Annotated in this window: 20 protein-coding genes; 17 read left to right on the top strand and 3 right to left on the bottom strand. The window is 62.4% G+C overall.

The features are described 5' to 3' along the window. Positions 1-14: 14 nt before the first annotated feature. From CXQ80_RS04205 to CXQ80_RS04190, 4 genes are all read left to right on the top strand, one after another. Positions 15-1,079: an imelysin family protein gene (locus CXQ80_RS04205; RefSeq protein WP_101316771.1), complete on the top strand. Its 1,065-nt coding sequence runs from the start codon at positions 15-17 to the stop codon at positions 1,077-1,079. 1 nt (position 1,080) lies between these two features. Beyond that, positions 1,081-2,178, top strand: a complete 1,098-nt coding sequence (locus CXQ80_RS04200; RefSeq protein ID WP_101316769.1) for a DUF1513 domain-containing protein — start codon at positions 1,081-1,083, stop codon at positions 2,176-2,178. Positions 2,179-2,595: 417 nt separating this feature from the next. Next, a complete protein-coding gene (locus tag CXQ80_RS04195) occupies positions 2,596-3,741 on the top strand; it encodes an efflux RND transporter periplasmic adaptor subunit (RefSeq protein WP_101316767.1) in 1,146 nt (381 codons plus the stop codon). 13 nt (positions 3,742-3,754) lie between these two features. Next, positions 3,755-6,805: a multidrug efflux RND transporter permease subunit gene (locus CXQ80_RS04190; RefSeq protein WP_101316765.1), complete on the top strand. Its 3,051-nt coding sequence runs from the start codon at positions 3,755-3,757 to the stop codon at positions 6,803-6,805. A gap of 51 nt (positions 6,806-6,856) precedes the next feature. On the opposite strand, the gene CXQ80_RS04185 is transcribed toward CXQ80_RS04190, so the two are convergent. Together CXQ80_RS04185 and CXQ80_RS04180 are read right to left on the bottom strand one after the other, a co-directional pair. Continuing rightward, on the bottom strand, positions 6,857-7,417 hold the full coding sequence (locus CXQ80_RS04185) for a response regulator transcription factor (RefSeq protein WP_101316763.1): 561 nt from the start codon (positions 7,415-7,417) through the stop codon (positions 6,857-6,859). Continuing rightward, the gene (locus CXQ80_RS04180) at positions 7,417-8,673 is read right to left on the bottom strand and encodes an ATP-binding protein (RefSeq protein WP_101316761.1); all 1,257 of its coding nucleotides are present in this window, start codon (positions 8,671-8,673) and stop codon (positions 7,417-7,419) included. Before CXQ80_RS04180 ends, CXQ80_RS04185 begins: the two co-directional genes overlap by 1 nt. Before the next feature lie 203 nt (positions 8,674-8,876). Between CXQ80_RS04180 and CXQ80_RS04175 the strand changes: the two genes are divergently transcribed. The 9 genes from CXQ80_RS04175 (at position 8,877) to CXQ80_RS04135 (ending at position 20,487) form a co-directional block, all read left to right on the top strand. Next, positions 8,877-9,590 carry an SIMPL domain-containing protein gene (locus CXQ80_RS04175; RefSeq protein WP_101316759.1) on the top strand — a complete coding sequence of 238 codons (714 nt, stop codon included), beginning with the start codon at positions 8,877-8,879 and terminating at the stop codon, positions 9,588-9,590. A gap of 317 nt (positions 9,591-9,907) precedes the next feature. Continuing rightward, on the top strand, positions 9,908-11,533 hold the full coding sequence (locus tag CXQ80_RS04170; protein ID WP_101316757.1) for an ABC transporter substrate-binding protein: 1,626 nt from the start codon (positions 9,908-9,910) through the stop codon (positions 11,531-11,533). A 210-nt stretch (positions 11,534-11,743) separates the two neighbouring features. Then, entirely contained in the window at positions 11,744-13,336 is a 1,593-nt protein-coding gene (locus tag CXQ80_RS04165; RefSeq protein ID WP_101316755.1) for an ABC transporter substrate-binding protein, read from the top strand. Between the two features lie 110 nt (positions 13,337-13,446). Beyond that, positions 13,447-14,823 carry an OprD family porin gene (locus CXQ80_RS04160; RefSeq protein ID WP_101316753.1) on the top strand — a complete coding sequence of 459 codons (1,377 nt, stop codon included), beginning with the start codon at positions 13,447-13,449 and terminating at the stop codon, positions 14,821-14,823. A gap of 70 nt (positions 14,824-14,893) precedes the next feature. Next, complete coding sequence (locus CXQ80_RS04155) at positions 14,894-16,492, top strand: ABC transporter substrate-binding protein (protein WP_101316751.1); 1,599 nt, start codon at positions 14,894-14,896, stop codon at positions 16,490-16,492. 101 nt (positions 16,493-16,593) lie between these two features. Then, complete coding sequence (locus CXQ80_RS04150) at positions 16,594-17,604, top strand: ABC transporter permease subunit (protein ID WP_101316749.1); 1,011 nt, start codon at positions 16,594-16,596, stop codon at positions 17,602-17,604. Between the two features lie 9 nt (positions 17,605-17,613). Beyond that, positions 17,614-18,540, top strand: coding sequence for an ABC transporter permease subunit (locus tag CXQ80_RS04145; protein WP_178080746.1), 927 nt, complete (start codon positions 17,614-17,616; stop codon positions 18,538-18,540). Positions 18,541-18,550: 10 nt separating this feature from the next. Further along, positions 18,551-19,519: an ABC transporter ATP-binding protein gene (locus CXQ80_RS04140; protein ID WP_101316747.1), complete on the top strand. Its 969-nt coding sequence runs from the start codon at positions 18,551-18,553 to the stop codon at positions 19,517-19,519. After that, a complete protein-coding gene (locus CXQ80_RS04135; RefSeq protein ID WP_101316745.1) occupies positions 19,519-20,487 on the top strand; it encodes a peptide ABC transporter ATP-binding protein in 969 nt (322 codons plus the stop codon). Before CXQ80_RS04140 ends, CXQ80_RS04135 begins: the two co-directional genes overlap by 1 nt. A 238-nt stretch (positions 20,488-20,725) precedes the next feature. Here CXQ80_RS04135 and CXQ80_RS04130 read toward each other — a convergent pair whose 3' ends face one another. Then, positions 20,726-21,670 (bottom strand): hypothetical protein, encoded by a 945-nt coding sequence (locus CXQ80_RS04130; protein WP_101316743.1) that lies wholly within the window; start codon positions 21,668-21,670, stop codon positions 20,726-20,728. A 234-nt stretch (positions 21,671-21,904) separates the two neighbouring features. On the opposite strand from CXQ80_RS04130, the gene CXQ80_RS04125 reads away from it, so the two are divergent. The 4 genes from CXQ80_RS04125 (at position 21,905) to CXQ80_RS04110 (ending at position 25,696) form a co-directional block, all read left to right on the top strand. Further along, positions 21,905-22,714, top strand: coding sequence for a nuclear transport factor 2 family protein (locus CXQ80_RS04125; protein WP_101316741.1), 810 nt, complete (start codon positions 21,905-21,907; stop codon positions 22,712-22,714). A 63-nt stretch (positions 22,715-22,777) separates the two neighbouring features. Continuing rightward, positions 22,778-24,184: an FAD-binding oxidoreductase gene (locus CXQ80_RS04120; RefSeq protein WP_101322950.1), complete on the top strand. Its 1,407-nt coding sequence runs from the start codon at positions 22,778-22,780 to the stop codon at positions 24,182-24,184. A 33-nt stretch (positions 24,185-24,217) separates the two neighbouring features. Continuing rightward, entirely contained in the window at positions 24,218-24,559 is a 342-nt protein-coding gene (locus CXQ80_RS04115) for a cupin domain-containing protein (protein WP_101316739.1), read from the top strand. A gap of 57 nt (positions 24,560-24,616) precedes the next feature. Beyond that, a complete protein-coding gene (locus CXQ80_RS04110; RefSeq protein ID WP_101316737.1) occupies positions 24,617-25,696 on the top strand; it encodes a polyamine ABC transporter substrate-binding protein in 1,080 nt (359 codons plus the stop codon). The last annotated feature ends 22 nt before the right edge of the window (positions 25,697-25,718 follow it).

Raw genomic sequence — 25,718 nt, 5'->3', positions numbered from 1 at the left:
GCAAGGAGCCGGGCATGTTCCGACCCAAACTGTTGTTCACCAGCCTCGCCGCAATCGCCCTCGGTGCTTGCTCGCCGCAAGACCCGCAGGCCGTCACCTCGGCGGCAATCGCCAAGCAGGTGATCTTGCCGACCTACAGCCGCTGGGTCGAAGCTGACCGCCAGCTGGCCGCCAGCGCCCTGTCCTACTGTGAAGGCAAAACCACCCTGGACGCCGCTCGCGCCGACTTCCTCAACGCGCAAAAAGCCTGGGCCGAGCTGCAGCCTCTACTGGTCGGCCCGCTGGCCGAAGGCAACCGCCCGTGGCAGGTACAGTTCTGGCCCGACAAGAAAAACCTGGTCGGCCGTCAGGTCGAGCAACTGGTCAACGGCGACAAGCCGATCGACAACGAGACCCTGGGCAAGTCCAGCGTCGTCGTGCGCGGTCTGTCGGCCTACGAGTACATCCTTTTCGACAGCAAGCCGGACATCGCCACCCCTGAGCAGAAGGCCCGCTACTGCCCGCTGCTGGTGGCCATCGGCGAACACCAGAAGGCCCTCGCCGAAGAGATCCTCAAGGGCTGGAACAGCACCGACGGCATGCTTTCGCAGATGACCAAGTTCCCCAACCAGCGCTATGCTGACTCGCACGAGGCGATCGCCGATCTGCTCCGCGCCCAGGTCACCGCACTGGACACTCTGAAGAAAAAGCTCGGCGCACCGATGGGCCGCCAGAGCAAGGGCATCGCCCAGCCGCTGCAGGCCGAAGCCTGGCGCAGCCACTCTTCGATGAAGAGCCTGGAAGCCAGCCTGAAAGCCGCCCAGGCGGTCTGGGTCGGGGTCGACAACCGCGGCTTGCGCGGCCTGCTCGGCAAGGACCAGAGCGCCCTCGCCGACAAGATCGACGCCGCCTATGCCAACGCGCTGAAGCTGCTGGCCGCCAACGACAAGCCCCTTGGCGAGCTGCTCGCGGACGACGCTGGCAAGCAGACCTTGAACGATATCTACGACAGCCTCAACGTGGTTCACCGCCTGCACGAAGGCGAGCTGGCCAAAGCGTTGAACATTCAGCTGGGCTTCAATGCCAACGACGGTGACTGACATGCTGCGACGCCAGGCCCTGAAACTTGCCAGTATCGCCCTTAGCGCCCTGACCCTGGGCGGCTGGAGCCTGCTGCGCAACAAAGGCAGCGAGCCACTGCTGCTGTCGGCCCGCGACGATGCCGACGGCAAGCACTACGCAGTCGGCTATCGCCTCGACGGCAGTCAGGTGTTCGCCACCGAAGTGGGCCAGCGTTGCCACGCCATCATTCATCACCCTCAACAGCCGATTGCGCTGTTCGTGGCGCGTCGCCCCGGCACCGAAAGCTATCTGGTCGACCTGCGTGATGGGCGTTTGCTGCAAACCCTGACGGCGCAGCCCAACCGGCATTTCTATGGCCATGCGGTGATGCACAAGGACGGCGAGTGGCTGTACGCCACCGAGAATGACACCACCGATCCGGGCCGTGGCGTACTCGGGGTGTATCGCTTCGACGGTGAACGCCTGGTGCACAGCGGCGAGATCTCGACCCACGGCATCGGCCCGCACGAGCTGGCGTGGATGCCCGACGGCGAAACCCTGGTAGTGGCCAACGGCGGCATCCGTACCGAAGCCGAAAGCCGGGTGGAGATGAACCTCAACGCCATGCAACCAAGCCTGGTCATGATGCAGCGCGATGGCACCCTGCTGTCCAAGGAAACCCTCGGCCAGCAGATGAACAGCGTGCGCCACCTGGCCATCGGCAGCGACGGCACCCTGGTCGCTTGCCAGCAGTTCATGGGCGCATCGGATGAGACCGCCGAGCTGCTGGCGATCAAGCGCCCGGGTGAACCGTTCCAGGCATTCCCGGTGCCGGAGCGGCAATTGCAGTCGATGGCTCAGTACACCGCCAGTGTGGCCATCCACAGCGAGTTGCGGCTGGTCGCCCTGACTGCGCCGCGGGCCAACCGGCTGTTCATCTGGGACCTGGACACGGCAGCGATCAAGCTCGACGCACCGATGCCCGACTGCGCCGGCGTGGGTGCGGTGAAGGACGGTTTTGTGGTCACCTCCGGCCAAGGCCGTTGCCGCTTCTACGACTGCCGCAAACAGCAGCTTGTGGGCCAGCCGCTGGAGCTGCCGTCTGGCTTGTGGGATAACCATCTGCATCTGGTTTGAGCAGATAGAGCCGTCGGATAGCCGGGGCCAGCTGCTCTGGCCTATCGCGATCGTTCCGGCGCCCCGGCACCCGCGTTCCATCGACATGCGCGGTCCACTGTAGGAGCGGCCTTGTGTCGCGAATGGGCTGCGCAGCGGCCCCAGCATTCTTTGGCGCTACGCAAATCCCGGGCCCGCTACGCGCGCCTTTCGCGACACAAGGCCGCTCCTACAAAGACAGCGTGCGTTCGATGTTCGCGGGATGCCGCGATTTATTTGTCTCGCTCAACGATTGCTGGGCAGATTTAGATCAACGAACGGCCCATTCGAAACACTACTCACTGAAAACCAGCGATACTCAGTGCATTCGCACGTGGGCAGGAACGCCCGTGGTCGTGCCTCAGCCATAACAATGACTACCTCCAGGGAAGTGGACCTATGCTGCGCCGGCGCATGCTGATCATGTTGGCCATCGTGCTGTTGATCGTGTTGATTCTGGGGGGCTACAAGGCCTTTTCGATCTATCAGCAGATCCAGATGTTTACCGCACCGAAACCGCCGGTCAGCGTTGCCGCCGCAACGGCTGAGCAGCGCCCATGGCAGCAGCGCCTGCCGGCTGTCGGCAGCCTCAAGGCGTTGCAGGGCGTCGAGCTGAGCCTGGAGCAGGCCGGCACGGTGAAGTCGCTGCACTTCGAGTCTGGCCAGCAGGTCAAGCAAGGCCAGTTATTGCTGCAACTGGACAGCGATCAGGAAGCCGCCCTGCTCAGCACCGCCCAGGCTGACCTAGGCCTGGCCAAGGTGGACTACGGCCGTGGTAGTCAGCTGGTTGGTGACCAGGCTATCTCTCGCGGCGAGTTCGACCGGTTGACTGCGCAGTACCGGCGTAACCAGGCGGTGGTCGATCAGCTCAAGGCCTCGTTGGAGAAGAAGAGCATCAAGGCGCCGTTCAGCGGCACCATTGGTATCCGTCAGGTCGACATCGGCGATTTTCTTGCCAGCGGTACGGTGATCGCTACCCTGCAGGACCTGTCCAGCCTGTACGTCGACTTCAACATGCCCGAGCAGAGCCTGCCGCAACTGGCCCTCGGCCAAAAAGTGCTGCTGCAGGTGGCGGCGTTCCCTGGCCAGACCTTCAATGCCACGCTCAGCGCGATCAACCCCAAGGTCGACGAGAACACCCGCAACCTGCTGGTCCGCGCCAGCCTGGCCAACCCCGATGGCAAGTTGCTGCCGGGGATGTTTGCCAGCCTGCTGGTGCTGCTGCCCGATCCTCAGCCACAGGTGGTAGTGCCGGAGAGCGCCATCACTTACACCCTGTACGGCAACTCGGTATACGTGGTCAGCCCGAAACAGAACGCAGACGGCCAGCCGGAAAACGCCGCCGACGGCAAGCCGCAGCTGATCGCCGAGCAACGCACCATCCGCACCGGCGAGCGCCGTGACGGTGTGGTGGTGGTCAGTGAGGGGCTCCAGGCGGGAGAACGGGTGGTCAGTGCCGGGCAACTGAAACTGACCCCGGGCGCCGCCATCCAGATCACCGAGCAAGCGTCGACCACCCCAGCCAGCGCTCCGCGCGGCAACTGAGCAGGAGGCTGACATGGCGTTCACAGACCCGTTCATCCGCCGCCCGGTGCTGGCCAGTGTGGTCAGCCTGCTGATCCTGCTGCTCGGCTTTCAGGCCTGGAGCAAACTACAGATCCGCCAGTACCCACAAATGGAAAACGCCCTGATCACGGTGACCACCGCCTACCCCGGGGCCAACGCCGAGACCATCCAGGGCTATATCACCCAGCCGCTGCAGCAGAGCCTGGCCAGTGCCGAAGGCATCGACTACATGACCTCGGTGAGCCGGCAGAACTTCTCTATCATCTCGATCTACGCACGGGTTGGCGCCAACAGCGACCGCTTGTTCACCGAGCTGCTGGCCAAGGCCAACGAAGTGCGCAACAAGCTGCCGCAGCAGTCCGAAGCGCCGGTATTGAGCAAGGAGGCAGCAGACGCCTCGGCGCTGATGTACATCAGCTTCTACAGCGAGCAGATGAGCAACCCGCAGATCACCGACTACCTGTCACGGGTGATCCAGCCCAAGCTGGCGACCCTACCGGGCATGGCCGAGGCCGAGATCCTCGGCAACCAGGTGTTTGCCATGCGCATCTGGATCGACCCGGTCAAATTGGCCGGCTTCGGCCTGACCGCCAATGACGTCACCGATGCCGTGCGCCGCTACAACTTCCTCTCGGCCGCAGGCGAGGTCAAGGGCGAGTACGTGGTCACCAGCATCAACGCCACCACCGAATTGAAATCACCGGAGGCGTTTGCTGCATTGCCGCTGAAGACGGCCGGCGACACCAGGGTGCTGCTCGGCGATGTCGCCCGGGTCGAGATGGGCGCAGAGAACTACGACACGGTAAGCTCGTTCGACGGCACGCCCTCGGTGTACATCGGCATCAAGGCCACGCCGTCGGCCAACCCGCTCGAGGTCATCAAGGAAGTGCGGCGGGTCATGCCGGAGCTGGAAGGTCAACTACCGGCCGGGCTCAAGGTGTCGATTGCCTACGACGCGACGCTGTTTATCCAGGCCTCCATCGACGAAGTGATCAAGACCCTCGGCGAAGCGGTGCTGATCGTCATCATCGTGGTGTTCCTGTTCCTCGGCGCGCTGCGCTCGGTGCTGATCCCGGTCGTCACCATCCCGCTGTCGATGATCGGCGTGCTGTTCTTCATGCAGACCATGGGCTACTCGCTGAACCTGCTGACCTTGCTGGCGATGGTGCTGGCGATCGGCCTGGTGGTGGACGATGCGATCGTGGTGGTGGAAAACATCCATCGCCATATCGAGGAAGGCAAGACGCCGTTCGATGCGGCGCTGCAAGGCGCCCGCGAAATTGCGATACCGGTAGTGTCGATGACCATCACCCTGGCTGCGGTGTATGCACCAATTGGTTTTCTCGAAGGCCTGACCGGTGCGCTGTTCAAGGAGTTTGCCCTGACCCTGGCGGGTGCAGTGGTGATCTCCGGCATCGTCGCCCTGACTCTGTCGCCGATGATGTGCGCGTTGCTGCTGCGCCGCGAGCAGAACGCCAGTGGCCTGGCGCATCGCCTCGACCGGATCTTCGACGGCCTCAAGCTGCGTTATCAACCGCTGCTGCACGGCACCCTCGACAGCAGGCCGGTGGTGGTGGTGTTTGCCGTGATCATCCTGTGCCTGATCCCGGTGCTGCTCAAGTTCACCCAGAACGAGCTGGCGCCCGACGAGGATCAGGGCGTGATCTTCATGATCAGCAGTGCGCCGCAGCCGACCAACCTTGATTACCTGAACACTTATACCAATCAGTACACCGGGATCTTCAAAGGCTTCCCGGAGTATTACTCGTCGTTCCAGATCAACGGCTTCAATGGCGTGCAGAGCGGCATCGGTGGCTTCCTGCTCAAGCCATGGAACGAGCGCGAGCGCAGCCAGATGCAGCTGCTGCCACTGGTCCAAGCCAAGCTTGCCGAAATCGCCGGCCTGCAGATCTTCGGCTTCAACCTGCCGGCGCTGCCCGGCACTGGCGAAGGTTTGCCGTTCCAGTTCGTGATCAATACTGCCGGTGATTACCCGGCGCTGCTCGAGGTCGCCCAGCGGGTCAAGGAGCGCGCGCAGGCGTCCGGCAAGTTCGCCTTCCTCGACATCGACCTGGCGTTCGACAAGCCCGAGGTGGTGGTCGACATCGACCGGGCCAAGGCGGCGCAGATGGGCGTGTCGATGGACGTGCTCGGCGGCACCCTGGCCACCCTGCTCGGCGAAGGCGAGATCAACCGCTTCACCCTCGAAGGGCGCAGCTACAAGGTCATCGCCCAGGTCGAACGTGCCTATCGCGACAATCCCGACTGGCTCAACAGCTACTACGTGAAGAACAACCAGGGCCAACTGCTGCCGTTGTCGACCCTGATCACCCTGAGCGACCGTGCTCGACCGCGCCAGCTCAACCAGTTCCAGCAACTGAACTCGGCGATCATTCAGGGCGTGCCACTGGTGAGCATGGACGAAGCGCTGGCGACGGTGCGGCAGATCGCCAGTGAAGAAGCGCCAGAAGGCTTCTCGTTCGACTACGCCGGGGTATCGCGGCAGTTCGTCCAGGAAGGCAGCGCGCTGTGGGTAACTTTCGGCCTGGCGCTGGCGATCATCTTCCTGGTGCTGGCGGCGCAGTTCGAGAGCTTCCGTGACCCGCTGGTGATTCTGGTGACGGTGCCGTTGTCGATCTGCGGGGCCTTGCTGCCGTTGTTCCTGGGCCTGTCGAGCATGAACATCTACACCCAGGTCGGCCTGGTGACGTTGATCGGGCTGATTACCAAGCACGGCATTCTGATCGTCGAATTCGCCAATCAGCTGCGCAAGGACAAGGGGCTGGATGTGCGCGAAGCCATCGAAGAGGCGGCGGCGATCCGCTTGCGGCCAGTGCTGATGACGACCGCGGCGATGGTGTTCGGCATGCTGCCGTTGATTCTGGCGACAGGCGCTGGGGCGGTCAGCCGCTTTGACATCGGTATGGTGATTGCCACCGGGATGTCGATCGGGACCTTGTTCACGCTGTTCGTGCTGCCGTGCATCTACACGCTGCTAGCGCACAAGACCGTGGCACGGGAGGCGGAGGTAACGCGCGGGTGAAGTACACACTGCCGGCTGGGTCGTCACTCGACCCAGTCGGCAGCGCTCACCTCAGCGGCGTACCGGGCGCTTCTGCAGCTTGCGCTGCAAGGTGCGCCGGTGCATGCCCAGCGCCCGCGCCGTGGCGGAGATATTGCCTTCGTGCTCGCCGAGCACGCGCTGGATGTGTTCCCACTGCAGGCGGTCCACCGACATGGGGTTTTCCGGTACCAGCGAATCCAGATCAGCGTGCTCGGACAGCAACGCCGCCAGCACGTCATCGGCATCAGCCGGTTTGCACAGGTAATTGCAGGCGCCACGCTTGATCGCCTCGACCGCAGTGGCAATGCTCGAGTAACCGGTGAGGATCACCACGCGCATTTCCGGGTCCATCTCGAGCAGCTTTGGCAGCAGCACCAGGCCCGAATCACCGTCCATTTTCAGGTCCAGCGCGGCATAGTCGGGCAGGTCGTGCTGGGCCAGGATCAGACCTTCCTCGGCCGACGACGCGGTGCTTACGCGGAAACCGCGGCGGCTCATGGCCCGGGACATGACCCGGGTGAAGGTGGCATCGTCGTCTACCAGCAACAGGTGCGGCAGCTCTTCGCCGTCGATCTGGGTTTCATCAGTCATCATTCATCTCCTCGCTTGCCACGGGGCAGGCGCAGCTCGGTAAGCGTGCCGCCCTGCTCATGACTATAGAGTTTCACCGAGCCGCCCGCACGCGTAACGCTGGCCTTGCTCAGAAACAGGCCAAGACCGAAGCCTTTGCCCTTGGTGGTAAAGAAGGGTTTGCCGATGGCCTCGGCAATGGCCGGAGGAATGCCCGGGCCATGGTCGCGGATACTGATGATGATGTCCTCGGCGCTCCAGTCGAGGCGCACTTCAAGGTCATCCGGGCAGGCATCGGCAGCATTGTTAAGCAGGTTCAGCAGCGCTTGGGTCAGGTCGGGCGGTGGGGTCAGTTGCGGCACCTCGCCATCGCGCAGGCGCTGGAAGCGGTAACTGGCTTCGGGGCGCATCAGGTGCCAGCGGTTGAGTGCTTCGTCGAGCCAGGCGGTAACGTCCTGCTCGACGATGGCCATGCGTCGGTTAGCCTCGGCGGCGCGCACCAGTTGCTGCAGGGTCTGTTTGCACAGCTTGACCTGGTCTTGCAGGATCGCCAGGTCCTCCTGCAACTGCGGGTCGTGATGGTCCTGGCGCATCTCGTTGATCAGTACGCTCATGGTCGACAGCGGCGTGCCCAGCTCATGCGCGGCACCGGCGGCCTGCGTGGCGACGGCCAGCAATTGCTCATCGCGCAGACTCTCTTCGCGGCGCTCGCCACGCCATTGCTCCTGGCGGCGCAACTCTTCGGCCATGCGTGCGGCAAAGAACGTGATCACCGCCGCGGCCAGGGCAATACTCAGCCACATGCCGTAGACCTGCATGGTGTCGCGCGCCAGCGGCAGCGTTTCCAGCGGATAGAACTGCACCAGCAACAGACTGTAGGCGACCAGGGCCAGGCCCGAGAGCACCAGCGAGTAGATCCACGGCAAGGTCACCGCAGCAATCGCCAGCGGCACCAGGTAATAGGAGACGAACGGGTTGGTCGAGCCACCCGAGTAGTACAGCAAGGCGCTGTGAATCAGCAGGTCACAGGCCAGCTGGAAGGCGTACTCGAGTTCGGTAACCGGCAGCGACAGGCGCAGGCGCAAGGCGGTGAAGGCGCACAGCAGCGATGACAGCGCCAGGGTTGCCGCCAGCGACAGCCACGGCAGCGGCAGCAGTTCGGTCCAGTAGGCAACGCCGACCGAGCCGGCCTGGGCGGCCAGCACCAGGACCCGAATCACGGTCAGGCGCCAGAGGTTCTGGCGAGTTGCAGACAACGGTTGTGCGGCAGCGAGCATGAGCTCTCCTGATGAGTGCTCCAGGAACATCGGCGGGAGTATACCCAAGCCTGGCCTTGCACTGCAGCGCTGCGGCAAAGCGCCACACTTTGTCACAGCTTGATGATGGCACTTTTGAACCCACTACACTGAAACCGGTCTTATGGGCCATGCGTGGCATGGAAAATTACTCGCCACGCCTATTCTTCGCCAAGGAGTCACCTATGCATATGTCTCGTCGCAGCACTGCCCTGCTGCTTTCCTGCGGCCTGTTGGCCAGCCTCCCGGCGCTGGCTGAAGAGCCGCGTTACAACCAGGTCTCGCTGCGCGCCGAAGTCAGCAAGGAAGTGCCCCGCGACCTGATGGTCGTGACCCTTTACAGCGAAGCTCAGAACAGCGATCCGGGCAAGCTGGCCAAGGACATTACCGAGACCATGAACAAGGCCATGCAGCAGGCGCGTCAGGTCAAGGAAGTGAAAATCAGCCAGGGCAGCCGCAACAGCTACCCGGTCTACGATGCCAAGGGCCAGAAGATCACCGCCTGGCGCGAGCGTGCCGAGCTGCGCCTCGAGAGCGCCGACTTCCCGACCCTGTCGAAACTCACCGGCGAGCTGCTGCAGGACCTGAAGATGGGCGGCATGGACTTCTCCATTGCCCAGACTACGCGCAAGACCAGCGAAGACGAGTTGCTCAAGGATGCGGTAAATGCCTTCAAGGCTCGCGCTCAGCTGGCGACCGAGGCCCTCGGCGGCAAGGGTTACAAGGTGGTCAACCTGAACCTGAACAGCAGCGGCTATCCGCGCCCTTACATGCGCAGCGCGCCAATGGCGATGAAAGCCATGGGGGCTGATGAGGCGGCGGTGGCACCTGAAATCGAAGCGGGCACCAGTGAAGTCAGCATGAATGCTGACGGTTTGATTGAAGTGCTGATGCCTTGATCGATTGATCTGCACGTTATACAGGGGGCCGCTTTGCGGCCCCTTCTTACATCGCTTTAAGCCCTTTCCTACGCCCCAATGCGGCGCTTCTTCCTTGACATCCCGCTGCGCAACATATGGCAAAAAGCCGCCATCTTCGCCGCGCAAACGATCAACTTCGCCATTACTTACACCCAGGCGACATTATCGTACGCTCGTTCCACATTCCGCTTGCCAGCTATCCCCCACACTGTTGCATTGCCAATCTGCCGCGCATAAAGATCGATGAGTCGGCTCACAAGGCCATCTCAGCTAAAAATGACAACAATGAGGCCATCATGCTCAAACATGCAGTCATTCCGCTTTTATTCGGCGCAGGTTTGCTCGCCGGGGCGCCTGCGGCCTTTGCCGCGAGCAATCTGGTGTTTTGTTCGGAGGGCAGCCCGGCAGGCTTCGATCCCGGTCAGTACACCACTGGCACCGATTTCGACGCTTCGGCCGAGACCATCTTCAATCGCCTCAGCCAGTTCGAGCGCGGCAGCACCAAGGTGATTCCGGGTCTGGCGACCAGCTGGGACGTCTCCGACGACGGCAAGACCTGGACCTTCCACCTGCGCGAAGGGGTCAAGTTCCACACCACGCCGTACTTCAAACCGAGCCGCGACTTCAATGCCGATGACGTGCTGTTCACCTTCCAGCGCATGCTCGACAAGAACCACCCGTTCCGTAAGGCCTACCCCAGCGAATTCCCTTATTTCACCGACATGGGCATGGACCGCAACATCGCCAGCGTCGAAAAAATCGATGAGCACAGCGTGCGTTTTACCCTCAATGAGGTAGATGCAGCGTTCATCCAGAACATGGCGATGAGCTTTGCCTCGATCCAGTCAGCGGAATACGCCGATCAACTGCTAAAGCAGGGCAAGCCGGCCGACATCAACCAGAAGCCGATCGGCACCGGCCCGTTCGTTTTCAACAAGTATCAAAAGGACGCGCTGATCCGTTTCAAGGGCAACAAGCAGTATTGGCAAGCCGGTGAGGTCAAGCTCGACAACCTGATCTTCGCCATCACCACCGACGCCTCGGTGCGCATGCAGAAGCTCAAGCGTAACGAGTGCCAGGTGACGCTGTTCCCGCGACCGGCCGACATCCAGCCGCTCAAGGCCGACAAAGACCTGCAGATGCCTGACCAGGCTGGCTTCAATCTGGGCTATATCGCCTACAACGTGATGGACCAGATCAAAGGCAGCAACCAGCCCAACCCGCTGGCCCAGCTCAAGGTTCGCCAGGCCCTGGACATGGCGGTGAACAAGCCGCAGATCATTGAATCGGTGTACCAGGGCGCCGGCCAGCTGGCAGTCAATGCCCTACCGCCGACCCAGTGGTCTTACGACAGCAGCATCAAGGACGCCCCCTACGACCCGGAAAAAGCCAAGCAGCTGCTCAAGGAGGCCGGCATCAAGGAAGGCACCGAGATCACCTTGTGGGCCATGCCCGTGCAGCGCCCATACAACCCCAACGCCAAGCTGATGGCCGAGATGCTGCAGGCCGACTGGGCCAAGGTTGGCATCAAGGCCAAGATCGTCAGCTATGAATGGGGTGAGTACATCAAGCGCTCCAAAGGCGGCGAACAGGGCGCCATGCTGATCGGCTGGAGCGGTGACAATGGCGACCCGGACAACTGGCTGGGCACCTTGTACGGCTGCGATGCGGTCGACGGCAACAACTTCTCCAAGTGGTGCTACAAGCCCTATGACGACCTGATCAAGCAGGCCAAGGCCACCCCTGACCAAGCCAAGCGCAGCGAGCTGTACCAACAGGCGCAGCACATCCTCAAACAGCAGGTGCCGATTACCCCGATCGCTCACTCGACGGTGTACCAGCCGATGCGCAGCACAGTGCAGGACTTCAAGATCAGCCCGTTCGGCCTCAACTCCTTCTACGGCGTAAGCGTCGCCAAATAACCCCGCCAGGCCCACTGCCAGCCCTTGGCAGTGGGCGCTGTAATCAGGCCATCGGACGGATCCCCCACTTCCGTCGGAAAATCCCTACAGCCCTTGGGGAAATCATAACCTGTCGCCCCCTTCCCTCCCGACGTAACGTCAGGAACGAGCAATTGCTGCCGTTCCAGCGCCCCCGCTGCGGCTGACATTGGATGAGGAGAAGGATCTGCCATGCGCCATATTCCGCTGTATTCGGTTGTATTAGGCCTGGGCTTGCTGACCCAGGCATCGCTCAGCCATGGCAACAGCCTGGTGTTCTGTTCCGAGGGCAGCCCGGCCGGCTTTGACACCGCCCAGTACACCAGCGCCACCGACAATGACGCCGCCGAACCGATCTACAACCGCCTGGTCGAGTTCGAGCGCGGCGGCACTGCAGTGCAACCGGCGCTGGCCGAAAGCTGGCAGGTCAGCGACGACGGCCTGCATTACACCTTCAACTTACGTGCGGGGGTGAAATTCCACAGCAGCTCAACCTTCAAGCCAAGCCGCGACTTCAACGCCGATGACGTGCTGTTCACCTTCCAGCGCATGCTCGACCGTCAGCACCGCTTCCGCCTGGCGTACCCCAGCGAGTTTCCCTACTTCGTCAGCATGGGCCTGGACAAGAACATCGCCAGGATCGAAAGCGACGATCCGCTGAGCGTCAGCTTCACCCTGAATAGCGTCGATGCAGCGTTCATCCAGAACATCGCCATGAGCTTCGCCTCGATCCTCTCCGCCGAGTATGCCGAGCAGCTGCTCGCCACCGGCCGCCCGACCGACATCAACCGCAAGCCCATCGGCACCGGGCCGTTTGTGTTCAGCAAGTATCAGAAAGACTCGCAGATCCGCTACAAGCGCAACGCGCACTACTGGGCGCCTGAGCAAGTGCAGCTGGACAACCTGATCTTTTCGATCAACATCGACCCGTCGGTGCGGATGCAGAAGCTGCGGCGTAACGAATGCCAGGTGACCCTGAATCCAAGGCCTGCCGACCTGCCGATGCTCAGCACTGACGACAACATGCAGGTGTTGAGCATGCCGGGCTTCAACCTCGGCTATATCGCCTACAACACTCAGCACGCGCCGTTTGACCAGTTGCAGGTGCGCCAGGCCATGGACATGGCTGTCAACAAGCAGGCGATCCTGCAGGCGGTGTACCAGGACGCCGGGCAACTGGCCGTCAATGCCATGCCGCCGACGCAATGGTCGTACGACACCAGCATCAAGGACGCCCTCTACGACCCGGCCAAGGCCAAGCGCCTGCTGGACGAGGCCGGGGTCAAGCCCGGCACCGAAATCACCCTCTGGGCCATGCCCGTGCAGCGCCCTTACAACCCCAACGCCAAGTTGATGGCAGAGATGCTTCAGGCCGACTGGAACAAGCTCGGCTTCAAGGTGCGAATCGTCAGCTACGAGTGGGGTGAATACGTCAAGCGGATGAAAAGTGGCGAGCATGACGTTGCCCTGATCGGCTGGACCGGCGACAACGGCGACCCCGATAACTGGCTGGGCACGCTTTACAGCTGCGCCGCCATCGGCAGCAACAACTACTCGCGCTGGTGCGATCGCGAGTACGACCAACTGGTCCAGCAGGCCAAACAGGTCACCGACCCCGCCAAGCGCAGCGCGCTGTATCAACAGGCCCAGCAGCGCCTCAAGCAGCAGGTACCCATTACCCCGGTAGCCCATTCGACGGTCAATCAGCCGCTCAGCACTCGGGTCCAGGGCTTCAAGGTCAGCCCATTTGGCCGCAATGCCTTCACTGGCGTCAGCGTCGATTGAGCCGCTGCGCCCGCCCTCTTCGCGGACACCCCGCGTCCTCCGGCAACACCGCAACCACCCCGCGCTCACGAGGCGCGGCGATAACTAAAAAATACAATGGAGCTGTAGCCATGAAACTACCCGTAACCACTGCACTGGCACTGTCGCTAGGTGCGTTCTGCACGGCCGCCCAGGCCGACACGCTCGGCGATGAGTTCTTCACCCTGAAGCTCAGGCCCAGTGCCCAGGCTGACGCCAGCGGCTTTTTCGACGGCCAAAGCGTCACCGGCAGCACCCGCAACTGGTATGCCCGCGAACGCGCAGCACGCGCGCCGCTGTGGAAGTACAGCAAAAGCGACGGCAGCCGCCACGACACGCATAGCCGCAGCAACTGGCTGCAGGGCAGCATCCTCAACTACAGCTCAGGCTTCACCCAGGGCACCGTCGGCTTCGCCGCAGAAGTGGCGGCCTACAACGCTGTAGCCCTGGAGCGCGACCGCCGCTCGGTGGCCGGCCCCAACAACCGTACCCTGACCCACAGCAATGGCGACCCGCTCGCCCAGTGGAGCAAAGCCGGCCTGGCCAATATCAAGGCGCGCATTTCCAACACCACCCTGACCGCGGGCCGCCAGTCGCTCGACACACCAATGCTGGCCAGCATCGGCAACCGTGCTCTGCCCTCGAGCTTTCAAGGCGTCAGCCTGCACAGCGCCGAATTCGACAAGCTCTCGTTCGACTTCGCCAGCTTCGACCGAGTCTCGCCCCGTACCGAACAAAGCTTGAGCAAGTTCCGCAGCGAGTATGGCGCTGCTGGCCTGGAAACCGACCGCGCCAGCACCGTCGGCCTCAACTATCAGCCGCTGCCCAACCTGAGCGCCAGCCTGTACGCGGCCAAGGTGGATGACTTCTGGAACCAGTACTACTTCGGCGCCAACCATGTGCTGGGAGACAGCGCAAGCCTGAGCCTGACCAGCGCCCTGCACTACTACAAAACCAAGGACGAAGGCCGCAAGAAGCTCGGTAAAATCGATAACGACACCTACAGCCTGTCGCTGGGACTGACTCATCAGGCGCATAGCCTGACGGCGTCCTGGCAGCAGGTCATGGGCAACGAGTATTTCGACTACCTGCATGAAACCAACGGCATCTACCTGGCCAACTCATTACTCTCGGACTTCAACGGCCCCAACGAGAAATCGCTGCAGCTGGCCTATGTCCTGAACATGGCTTATTACGGCGTGCCCGGACTCAAGTTCAACCTGTACAACGCCCGCGGCTGGGGCATCGACGGCACCCACTACCGCGGTACGGCCTATGACGTGCGCGGTCTGGACGGCGAGACCCACTACGAGTGGGGTGTCGGCAGCAGCTATGTGCTGCAGAGCGGCCCATTGAAAGACACCAGCATCCGCGCTACCTATACCACCCACCGGGCCAGCAAGGCGCAGTCCGACGGCAGCCTGGATGAACTGCGCATCGTCACCACCATCCCTTTCAACATCCTTTGACCGTAGCCGCCGCGGCTCGCTGAGGCCGGCCGTGGCGGCTACGCTGGATCATTCATAGCAGGGAGGTTGCATGACATCTCTATCCCTACGCGCTGCCCTGGCAGCCCTGTTGACCCTCGCCGCAGCGGCAAACGTTGCGGCCAAGCCGCTGGTGGTGTGCACCGAGGCCAGCCCTGAGGGCTTCGACATCGTTCAGTACACCACCGCAGTGACTGCCGACGCTTCGGCCGAGACCGTGTTCAACCGCCTGGTCGATTTCAAACCCGGCACCACCGATATCCAGCCAGCGCTGGCCGAGCGTTGGGAGATCAGTGCCGATGCCCTGACCTACACCTTCCACTTGCGCCCAGGGGTCAAATTCCACAGCACCGATTACTTCACGCCGACGCGCGACTTCAACGCCGACGACGTGCTCTGGAGTTTTCGCCGTCAGCTCGATCCGAACCATCCCTGGCACAACAAGACCAGTGTCGGTTATCCGTACTTCGAGAGCATGGCGTTCAGCAAACTGATCAAGTCGGTCGAGAAGACCGATCAGTTCACCGTGGTCTTTACCCTCAATCGGCCGGAAGCGCCGTTCCTGCGTGACATGGCCATGGCCTTCACCTCGATCTACTCCGCCGAATATGGCGATCAGCTACTCAAGGCCGGCACCCCCAACCTGCTCAACAGCAAGCCGATCGGTACCGGTCCGTTCATCTTCCAGCGTTATCGCAAGGATGCTCAGGTACGCTACAAGGCCAACCCGGAGTATTTCCGCGGCAAGCCGCCGGCTGACCCGCTGATATTCGTGATCGCCACCGACAACAACGTGCGGGTCCAGAAACTGCACGCCAACGAATGCCAGGTCGCGCTGCATCCCAAGCCTGACGATGTGCCTTTGATCAGGCAGGACAAACGCCTGAAGGTGGCAGAGCTGGAACCGCTGGTCACCGGCTATATCGCCATGAATACCCAGCACAAATACCTCAGCGATGTGCGCGTGCGCCGCGCGATCAACCTGGCCTTCGACCGCCAGGCGCATGTCGACCAGTTGTTCGGCAAAGGCAACGCGCTGATGGCGGTAAACCCTTATCCGCCAAGCATGTCCGGCTTCAATACCGACAACCACAACCCACCTCGTGATCTGGACAAGGCCCGCGCGTTGCTGGCAGAGGCCGGAGTGCCGCCCGGCACCGCGCTCACCCTATTCACGCGCAACGGCGGCGGCCCGACCAACCCCAACCCGCGCTTGTCTGCCGAGATGCTCCAGGCAGACCTCGCTCAGATCGGCATCAAGCTTGAAATCCGCGTGATGGAGTGGGCTGAGATGCTGCGCCGGGCGAAAAACGGCGAGGCCGATCTGGTCTCTACAGGCTGGGGCAGCGACAACGGCGACCCGGACAACTTCCTCACTCCGCTGCTCAGCTGCGATGCGGCCAAAAGCGGCGAGAACTATGCACGCTGGTGCAACTCTGAGTTTCAGGCACTGATCAGTCAGGCGCGCACCGTGATCGACGAAGATCAACGGGCAAACCTCTATTTCAAGGCCTTGGCGGTGTACGATGGCGACCAACCCTGGATCAGCATGGCCCATCCGAAAGTGTTCACGGCCATGCGTGCGAATGTGGAGGGTTATCAGCTCAACCCTCTGACCAACAATAACTTCGCCACAACCCGGGTGGAGTAGCACGACAACAATGACCGCTGGCAGCCTGCACGGGAGCCGGCGGCGCAATCCGGACCAGCCGCCCCGATGGCGGGCTGGCCGGCTGATGAGGTACACCAAGCATGTTGAGTTTTATTGCCCGACGTCTGGGCCTGCTGATTCCGACGTTCTTCGGTATCACTCTGCTGACCTTTGCCCTGATTCGCCTGATCCCCGGCGACCCGGTCGAAGTGATGATGGGCGAACGCCGGGTCGACCCTGAAATGCACGCCCAGGCCATGGAGCGCCTGGGCCTGAACAAGCCGCTGCCGGTGCAGTACCTGGACTACATCGGCAAGCTCGCCCAAGGCGATCTGGGAGAATCGCTGCGTTCTCGCGAGAGCGTCTGGAGCGAGTTCACCACGCTGTTCCCGGCGACCCTCGAACTGGCCCTGGCGGCGCTGTTCTTCGCCGGCGTCGTCGGTTTGCTCGCCGGCGTGATCGCCGCCCTCAAGCGCGGTTCGCTGTTCGATCACGGGGTGATGGGGCTTTCTCTGGCCGGCTACTCGATGCCGATCTTCTGGTGGGGCCTGATCCTGATCATGTTCTTCTCGGTGAGCCTTGGCTGGACGCCGGTATCCGGGCGCATCGATCCCTTGCTGGATATTGAGCCGCGGACCGGCTTCATGCTCATCGATAGCCTGCTCAGTGACGAAGAAGGCGCGTTCAAGGATGCGCTCATGCACCTGATTCTGCCGGCCATCGTGCTTGGCACCATTCCACTGGCGGTAATCGCCCGCATGACCCGCTCGTCGATGCTAGAAGTGCTGCGCGAGGACTACATCCGCACTGCCCGCGCCAAGGGCCTGTCGCCAGCGCGGGTGGTGTTCGTGCATGGCCTGCGCAATGCGCTGATCCCGGTGCTGACGGTGTTCGGCCTGCAGGTCGGCGCGTTGCTGGCAGGCGCGGTCCTGACCGAAACCATCTTTTCCTGGCCGGGCATCGGCAAATGGCTGATCGAAGCCATCGGCGCCCGTGACTATCCCGTGGTCCAGAACGGCATCCTGCTGATCGCCTGCCTGGTCATTCTGGTCAATTTCGTCGTGGATATTCTCTACGGCCTGGCCAATCCACGTATCCGTCACCAGCGCTGAGGCCCCGTCATGAGCAGTAATACACGCAACACCGTGACCGCGCCCAGCCCGGTCGATCAAAGCCTGCTGTACCCGTCACCGTACAAGGAATTCTGGCAAGCGTTCGCGCGCAACAAGGGCGCGGTCGCAGGCCTGGCATTCATGACCCTGGTGGTGTTCTGCGCGCTGTTCGCGCCATGGGTTGCACCGCACAGCCCGAGCGAGCAGTACCGCGACTTCCTGCTGACCCCGCCGGTGTGGCTCGAAGGCGGTACCTGGCAGTTCATCCTCGGCACCGACGAGCTTGGCCGTGACCTGCTGTCGCGGCTGATCCAGGGCGCGCGCCTGTCGCTGCTGATCGGCCTGTCGTCGGTGGTGATTTCGCTGATCCCGGGCGTGCTGTTCGGCCTTTTGGCCGGGTTCTTCCCGCGGATTCTCGGGCCGTCGATCATGCGCCTGATGGACGTGATGCTGGCCCTGCCTTCGCTGCTGCTGGCAGTGGCCATCGTCGCGATCCTCGGCCCTGGCCTGATCAATACCGTGATCGCCATCGCCATCGTTTCGCTGCCGGCCTACGTGCGCCTGACCCGCGCCGCGGTGATGGGCGAACTCAACCGCGACTACGTCACCGCTGCCCGCCTGGCCGGCGCCACCCTGCCGCGGCTGATGTTCGTCACCGTGCTGCCGAACTGCATGGCGCCGCTGATCGTGCAGGCGACCTTGAGCTTTTCCTCAGCCATCCTCGATGCCGCAGCACTGGGCTTTCTTGGCCTGGGTGTGCAACCGCCAACGCCTGAGTGGGGCACCATGCTGGCCTCGGCCCGCGACTACATCGAACGCGCCTGGTGGGTGGTGAGCCTGCCCGGTTTGACCATATTGCTCAGTGTGCTGGCAATCAACCTGATGGGCGACGGACTGCGCGATGCGCTGGACCCGAAACTCAAGAACGCCGCCTGAGGACCACGCCATGTCACTATTGCAGATCAACAACCTCAATGTGCGCTTCGGCGATGCCTCGGCAGTGCCGGTGGTGGATGGCCTGGACCTGGCGGTCGATGCCGGCGAGATCGTCGCCATCGTCGGCGAGTCCGGCTCGGGCAAGTCGGTGACCATGATGGCCCTGATGGGCTTGATCGACGCCCCCGGCTGGATCACCGCAGACACCATGAGCTTCGCCGGCACCGACATGCTCAAGCTCAGTGGCCGCCAGCGGCGCAAGATCGTCGGCAAGGACATCGCGATGATCTTTCAGGACCCGATGACCGCGCTCAATCCCAGCTACACGGTCGGCTTCCAGATCGAAGAAGTACTGCGCCAGCACCTTGGACTGAAAGGCAAAGCGGCGCGGCAACGGGCCCTGGAGCTGCTCGAAAAAGTCGAGATTCCGGCTGCCGAAAGCCGCTTGCAGGCCTATCCTCACCAACTTTCCGGCGGCATGAGCCAACGTGTGGCGATTGCCATGGCCATCGCCGGTGAGCCCAAGCTGCTGATTGCCGACGAGCCGACCACGGCGCTGGATGTGACCATTCAGGCGCAGATCATGGAGCTGCTGGTCAACCTGCAGCAGGAGCGCAACATGGCGCTGATCCTGATCACCCATGACCTCGCCGTGGTGGCCGAAACCGCCAAGCGGGTCTGCGTGATGTATGCCGGCCAGGCCGTTGAAGTTGGTCAGGTGCCTGAACTGTTCGACGTGCCCGCGCATCCCTACAGCGAAGCCTTGCTGGCGGCTATCCCCGAGCACAGCATCGGTGCCGAACGCCTGGCCACCCTGCCCGGCATCGTCCCCGGCCGCTATGACCGGCCGCAGGGCTGCCTGTTGTCGCCGCGCTGCCCGTATGTGCGCGACAACTGCCGCACGCAGCGACCAGCGCTCGAGCCCAAGAGCCAGAGCCTGGCACGCTGCTTCTATCCACTGAACCAGGAGGTGGCGTGATGACTGCCGTACTCAGCGCACGTGACCTTACCCGCCATTACCAGGTTTCTCGCGGGCTGTTCAAGGGCCATGCCCTGGTGCGGGCACTCAATGGCGTGTCGTTCGAGCTCGAAGCGGGCCAGACCCTCGCGGTGGTCGGCGAGTCGGGTTGCGGCAAGTCGACCCTGGCCCGCGCCCTGACCTTGATCGAAGAACCCACTGCCGGCTCGTTGCAGATCGCTGGCACCGAAGTCACTGGCGCCAGCAAGGAGCAGCGCAAGCAACTGCGCCGTGATGTGCAGATGGTGTTCCAGAGCCCGTATGCCTCGCTCAATCCGCGGCAGAAGATTGGTGACCAGTTGGCCGAGCCATTGCTGATCAACACCTCGCTGAGCAAGCAGGAGCGCCGCGAGAGGGTTCAGGCAATGATGCAGCAGGTGGGTTTGCGACCGGAGCATTATCAGCGTTATCCGCACATGTTCTCGGGTGGCCAGCGCCAGCGCATTGCCCTGGCCCGGGCGATGATGCTGCAGCCAAAGGTGCTGGTGGCGGATGAGCCGACATCGGCGCTGGATGTGTCAATCCAGGCCCAGGTGCTGAACCTGTTCATGGACCTGCAGAAGGAGTTCAACACCGCTTACGTGTTCATCTCGCACAACCTGGCGGTGGTGCGGCATGTGGCTGATCAGGTGTTGGTGATGTATCTGGGCAGGCCTGCGGAGATGGGGCCGAAGGCGGATATCTATGACAAGCCGCTGCACCCTTATACCCAGGCGTTGTTGTCAGCGACGCCGGCGATTCATCCAGACCCGTTGAAGCCGAAGATTCGGATTGTGGGTGAGCTACCCAATCCGTTGAATCCACCAGATGGCTGTGCCTTTCACAAGCGTTGCCCGTATGCCACGGAGCGGTGCAGCAAGGAGGTGCCGGCGTTCCGGCAGGTGGGGACGCGGCAGGTGGCTTGTCATTACGCGGAGCAGTTTCTTTAGATAGCTGGGGCTGCTTCGCAGCCCTTTCGCGACACAAGGCCGCTCCTACAGACACCGCGAGATAACGAAATACGCGGTCTGAGCTGTAGCAGCGGCCTTGTGTCGCGAAAGGGGCGCAAAGCGCCCCCCGGTTTTATCAGTGCATGAAGATCGCGATCAAAATGATCACAGGGATCGGTACCCCAATCATCCAAAGCAGAATCGAGCGCATGGTAGTTCTCCTGGTCAGTTCAGTTGATTAGCGAATCGGCGCGCTGTTGGTGTGAACGGTACGGCGACCGACATAAGCCGCGTCGTCGACGTCGATCCAGCGAGCCTGATCACGCTGACGGCCACCAAACAGGGCAGCAAGGCAGGCGAAGAACGCGCCGCAAAGCAGGCCGATGAAGGTCCACAGAGCGGTCCAGGCAGCGACCTTGGCGGCGGTATCAGCGGCTTCTTGAGCAGCTACCTTGGCTTTCTGTGCATCCTGCTGCACTTCGGTATAGATCTGGTCGACGCGAGCTTCGGCCTCGGCCTGAGTCAGGCGGGTACGCTGAGCGACCAATTGCGCCAGGTAGGTACGGTCATCAGCAGACAGAGCACCGTCGTTGGCTACGGCACGGGCAACGATGCGACCGGCAACTGCGGTAGCAGCGTCGTCTGTTACAGGCGCTGGGCCTTCGCTGCGGAACAGGTTGTCGATGTAATACCCCATTGGGTCAGCATCGGTCTTGCCAACTACTGCGGTCGCAGCGGTAGCCGCGCCGCCCACTGCAGCTGCACCGGCCTGCGCGCCGGCGCTGAGGACGTTGCCGAGCATGCTGACGATCAGTACTGCGGTGACCAGAGTCGCCACAGCCCAGGCCAGGAAGCCATGCGCGGTGTCGCGGAAGTACACTTCATCAGCATGCAGATTGGCCCACTTGACCCGCAGGCGACCGGCAATATAGCCACCGGCGCCCGAAGCAATAATCTGCGTCAGCAGCAGCCAGATAATGGTCGAGATACCCAGCGCCTTGGCACTGGCACCCTCATGGGCCCATGGCGAAGTTGCAGCGAAGCCCAGGCCCGCGCCCAGGATCATCAGGATCAATGAGAGGGCCGCAGCAGCAGCGGCACCGGCGAAGATCGCCGCCCAGGACACGCCCGAATGGTTCGAGGCATCGGCGACAGTGGGTGATAGCTCGGCAGTGGTAATCATGTGGCAGCGCCTTTTGTAGTTAGCAACGGTTCCGTTTGCTTGCACTTGCACTAGTGCAGGCACTGTGCCAATTGCGACAAAAAATGACATCTATATAAATCAACTACTTACAAAAAAACGTATAGGGAAGATCGTGCATAAAACCCGAATGGCCATATACCACTCAGGGTTTCTGCAATGGGGCCTCGGCAACGCGCACTTGCCCGGCGCTGAGCGGCCCGGCACCATCACCCCATGACCTCGATTACCCTGCCCGACGGCCCCGCCCAGACGCCCGTTACAGCCGACACCGTGCTGCGCTATCACCTGTGCTGGAAACACCGCGACCTCGACGGGGTGATGGCCCTGTATCACCCCGACGTCGAGTACCACGACTTCTTCCAGAACCGTGTAATGGGCCATGCCGAGCTGCGCGATTACGTACGCGCCTGCCTGCCCCGTGAAGCAGGCGAAGACATCATTCACAGTGACCGCATCAGGGTCGACGGCTGCACCGCTTTCATCCAGTACGAGGTCACGGTGCAGGGCGGCGATGGCCTGACTGCGTTTCACTCCAGTGAGGCGATCACCGTCAAGGACGGCTTGATCTGGCGGGTCAACGAATACGCCACACTGGTCCGTCAGGGCAGCAAGAGCATCAGCAACGGCGGCCTGCGCCCTGCCACCAGCCGGCTGGGCCTGTCACCGCGTCAGCTGAGCACCATGGCACAGGATCTTGAGCATTACTTTCAGCGCCAGCGGCCCTACCTGGACCCTGAGCTGGACCTGCAACAAGTGGCCAAGGACAGCGGCTACAGCCGCAATCAGATTTCCTACCTGCTTAATCAGGTGCTCGGCCAGAGCTTCTATCGCTACGTCAACCAGGCGCGTCTGCAGCACCTGCTGGCCGGGCTCGACGGCAGCAGCGGCGGTGCCACCATGGATGCGCTGGCGTTCGGCGCCGGTTTCAACTCGCTGTCGGCATTCTACAAGGCGTTTCGCGAGCACACCGGGCTGTCGCCCAAGGCTTACGTAAAACAACTTTCGCTGCGTGCACGCACGTAAGACAGCCGCCGCCAGCACAACCTAGGATCAGCCACAGACCTTACCGATGTGGAGCTGCACCTGATGCAACCCTGGCGCACGATCAGCCTTTGGATGGACCAGCTCGACGAGCCCCTCGACGCCCGCCCAGCCCTGGCCAAGGACCTCGATGTCGACGTGTGCATCATCGGCGCCGGCTACACCGGCCTGTGGACCGCTTATTACCTGAAACAGCAGGCGCCGCAGTTGAGCATTGCCATTGTCGAAGCCAACATCGCCGGCTTCGGTGCCTCCGGGCGCAACGGCGGCTGGCTGATGGGCAACCTGCTGGGCGAAGACCGCCTGCTCGCTACCCTGTCGCCGCAGCTGCGCCGCGCCAGTATCGACCTGCTGCATGGCATCCCTGACGAAGTGCACAACGTGCTGCAGCATGAAGGCATCGACTGCGACTACCGCAAAGGTGGCGTACTGTACTGCGCAGCGCGGTACCCGGAGCAGGAGCGCAGCCTGCGTGCCCACCTCGACGAGCTCTACCGCCAGGGCATGAACGAAGACGACTACCGCTGGCTGCGTCCTGAACAACTGGATGCACAGCTGCGCGTTAGCAGCCCTTACGGGGCGATCTTCAGCCCGCACACCGCCACCATCCAGCCGGCCAAACTGGTGCGCGGCCTGGCCCGAGCGGTCGAGCGCATGGGCGTGACCATTTACGAGAACAGCCCTGCACTTGATCTGCAGCCTGGCATGGTGCGCACGCCCCATGCCAACGTCCGCGCCCATTGGCTGGTGCCGGCCGTGGAGGGTTACGCAGCCAGCCTGCCGCCGCTAGGCAAGCACCAATTGCCGGTGCAGAGCCTGCTGGTCGCCACCGAGCCGTTGCCGGAGTCAACCTGGGAGCAGATCGGCCTGAACCAGGGGCAGGCCTTCAGCGAGAACAGCCGCCAGGTCACCTACGGCCAGCGCACAGCCGACAACCGCCTGGTGTTCGGTGCGCGTGGTGGCTATCGCTTTGGCGGCCGCCTGCGCGAAGACTTCAACCTCAAGGACCACGAGATCGAGCTGCGCCGCTATCTGTTTGGCGAGCTGTTCCCGCAGCTGAAAAACGCCCGTATTACCCATTCCTGGGGCGGCAACCTAGGCATGGCCAGGCGCTTCCGCCCGCACATGCTGTGTGATCGTCAGCGCGGCATCGCCCTCGCCGGCGGCTACGGCGGCGAAGGTGTAGGCGCGACCAACCTGGGCGGGCGCACCCTGGCGGCGCTGATTCTTGGCCAGCACAACCAGCTGACCGCACAGCCCTGGGTACACGACAACTGCCCGCTGACCAGCCTGGCGAGCTGGCCGCCCGAGCCCTGCCGCTGGCTGGGCTACAACGCGATCATCCGCAGCTTCGTCCATGAAGACCGCACCCTCGCCAACCCTGCCAGCGCCCCCTGGCGCCGGCGCCTGGCCAGCGGCGTGGCCGACTTCATGGAAGGCTTCATGCACTGACTTGCCCTTTTCTCAACACAGGATTCACTGGTCATGAACATCACCCAGTTCAAACACACCGACAGCGCCGTACTCGAGGAATCCAACCCGGTCGCCGTGCCGCTCGGGGAGCCAGTCGCCGTGACGTCGGTGACCAGCGTCGAACGCAGCGATGGGGTCGAAACCGGTATCTGGGAGTGCACCCCAGGGCGCTGGCGCCGGCAGATCGTGCAGCAGGAGTTCTGCCATTTCATCAAGGGCCGCTGCACCTTCACCCCTGATGGAGGCGAACCGCTACTCATAGAAGCCGGAGACGCACTGATGCTACCGGCCAACAGCACCGGGATCTGGGACATCGAAGAAACCGTGCGCAAGAGCTATGTATTGATTTTCTGATCGCTGATCGCCTCTGCCGTCCTTCGATAACAACACACAAAGCAAGGTACCCCGGACATGCGCACGCTTCTAATCGCTCCCCTGATGCTCGCCGCTTGTGTCAGCAACGCCGCCGAGTCGGTAAAGATCTACAACTGGTCGAGCTACATCGCCCCCGATACCCTGAAGAACTTCCAGCAGGCCAGCGGCATCGTGCCGACCTATGACGTGTTCGACAGCAACGAGACCCTCGACGGCAAGCTGATGACCGGCAACTCCGGCTATGACGTGGTGTTCCCGTCGAACCACTTCATGGCCCGGCAGATCCAGGGCAAGGCCCTGAAGAAGCTCGACAAGAGCCAACTGCCCAACTGGCAGAACCTCAATCCGGTGCTGCTCAAGGCGCTGGAGGTCAATGATCCGGGCAACCAGTATGGCTTCCCCTACCTGTGGGGCAGCACCGGCATCGGCTACAACATCGACAAGGTCAAGGCGGTGCTCGGCGACAACGCGCCGGTCGATTCCTGGGACCTGATCTTCAAGCCCGAGTACATGAGCAAGCTCAAGAGCTGCGGTGTGGCGGTGCTCGACAACGGCCCCGAGCTATTGCCGATTGCCCTGCACTACCTCGGCCTGCCGCACCACAGCCAGGATCCGAAGGACTACGAGAAAGCCAAAGAACTGCTGATGAAGGTGCGCCCGTACATCAGCTACTTCCACTCATCCAAGTACACCGGCGACCTGGCCAATGGCGACGTGTGCGTGGTGGTTGGCTTCTCCGGCGATGTGCTGCAGGCGAAGAACCGCGCCGAAGAGGCCAAGAACGGCGTCAAGGTTGGCTATTCGATCCCCAAGGAAGGTGCGCCGATGTGGTTCGACATGGTCGCCATGCCAGCCGATGCGCCCGACGAGAAGCAGGCCTACGCCTACATGAACTACCTGTTGCAGCCTGAGGTGATGGCCAACATCAGCAACCATGTGCAGTACGCCAACGGCAACCTCAAGGCCGACACGCTGGTCGACCCTGCACTTAAAAGCAACACGATGATCTACCCGAGTGACGATGTGATGGGCAAGCTGTACGCACTGGAGGCGATGCCCGCCAAGATCGACCGCATTCGCACTCGCCTGTGGACCAGTATCAAAGCCGGTAACTGAACAGCATTGGGGCCGCAGATGC

The organism is Pseudomonas sp. 02C 26 (assembly GCF_002843585.1).
GTDB lineage: Bacteria > Pseudomonadota > Gammaproteobacteria > Pseudomonadales > Pseudomonadaceae > Aquipseudomonas > Aquipseudomonas shirazensis.
This window is presented reverse-complemented; position numbering and strand designations above follow the sequence as displayed.

What these genes read in the sequence shown, in the direction of transcription:
- CXQ80_RS04190 (WP_101316765.1), top strand. Translation starts at nt 3,755, where the DNA reads ATGGCGTTCACAGACCCGTTCATCCGCCGCCCGGTGCTGGCCAGTGTG.
- CXQ80_RS04160 (WP_101316753.1), top strand. Translation starts at nt 13,447, where the DNA reads ATGAAACTACCCGTAACCACTGCACTGGCACTGTCGCTAGGTGCGTTC.
- CXQ80_RS04140 (WP_101316747.1), top strand. Translation starts at nt 18,551, where the DNA reads ATGTCACTATTGCAGATCAACAACCTCAATGTGCGCTTCGGCGATGCC.
- CXQ80_RS04135 (WP_101316745.1), top strand. Translation starts at nt 19,519, where the DNA reads ATGACTGCCGTACTCAGCGCACGTGACCTTACCCGCCATTACCAGGTT.
- CXQ80_RS04185 (WP_101316763.1), bottom strand. Translation starts at nt 7,417, where the DNA reads ATGACTGATGAAACCCAGATCGACGGCGAAGAGCTGCCGCACCTGTTG.
- CXQ80_RS04170 (WP_101316757.1), top strand. Translation starts at nt 9,908, where the DNA reads ATGCTCAAACATGCAGTCATTCCGCTTTTATTCGGCGCAGGTTTGCTC.
- CXQ80_RS04175 (WP_101316759.1), top strand. Translation starts at nt 8,877, where the DNA reads ATGCATATGTCTCGTCGCAGCACTGCCCTGCTGCTTTCCTGCGGCCTG.
- CXQ80_RS04145 (WP_178080746.1), top strand. Translation starts at nt 17,614, where the DNA reads ATGAGCAGTAATACACGCAACACCGTGACCGCGCCCAGCCCGGTCGAT.
- CXQ80_RS04110 (WP_101316737.1), top strand. Translation starts at nt 24,617, where the DNA reads ATGCGCACGCTTCTAATCGCTCCCCTGATGCTCGCCGCTTGTGTCAGC.
- CXQ80_RS04125 (WP_101316741.1), top strand. Translation starts at nt 21,905, where the DNA reads ATGACCTCGATTACCCTGCCCGACGGCCCCGCCCAGACGCCCGTTACA.
- CXQ80_RS04195 (WP_101316767.1), top strand. Translation starts at nt 2,596, where the DNA reads ATGCTGCGCCGGCGCATGCTGATCATGTTGGCCATCGTGCTGTTGATC.
- CXQ80_RS04205 (WP_101316771.1), top strand. Translation starts at nt 15, where the DNA reads ATGTTCCGACCCAAACTGTTGTTCACCAGCCTCGCCGCAATCGCCCTC.
- CXQ80_RS04130 (WP_101316743.1), bottom strand. Translation starts at nt 21,670, where the DNA reads ATGATTACCACTGCCGAGCTATCACCCACTGTCGCCGATGCCTCGAAC.
- CXQ80_RS04200 (WP_101316769.1), top strand. Translation starts at nt 1,081, where the DNA reads ATGCTGCGACGCCAGGCCCTGAAACTTGCCAGTATCGCCCTTAGCGCC.
- CXQ80_RS04150 (WP_101316749.1), top strand. Translation starts at nt 16,594, where the DNA reads ATGTTGAGTTTTATTGCCCGACGTCTGGGCCTGCTGATTCCGACGTTC.
- CXQ80_RS04155 (WP_101316751.1), top strand. Translation starts at nt 14,894, where the DNA reads ATGACATCTCTATCCCTACGCGCTGCCCTGGCAGCCCTGTTGACCCTC.
- CXQ80_RS04180 (WP_101316761.1), bottom strand. Translation starts at nt 8,673, where the DNA reads ATGCTCGCTGCCGCACAACCGTTGTCTGCAACTCGCCAGAACCTCTGG.
- CXQ80_RS04120 (WP_101322950.1), top strand. Translation starts at nt 22,778, where the DNA reads ATGCAACCCTGGCGCACGATCAGCCTTTGGATGGACCAGCTCGACGAG.
- CXQ80_RS04165 (WP_101316755.1), top strand. Translation starts at nt 11,744, where the DNA reads ATGCGCCATATTCCGCTGTATTCGGTTGTATTAGGCCTGGGCTTGCTG.
- CXQ80_RS04115 (WP_101316739.1), top strand. Translation starts at nt 24,218, where the DNA reads ATGAACATCACCCAGTTCAAACACACCGACAGCGCCGTACTCGAGGAA.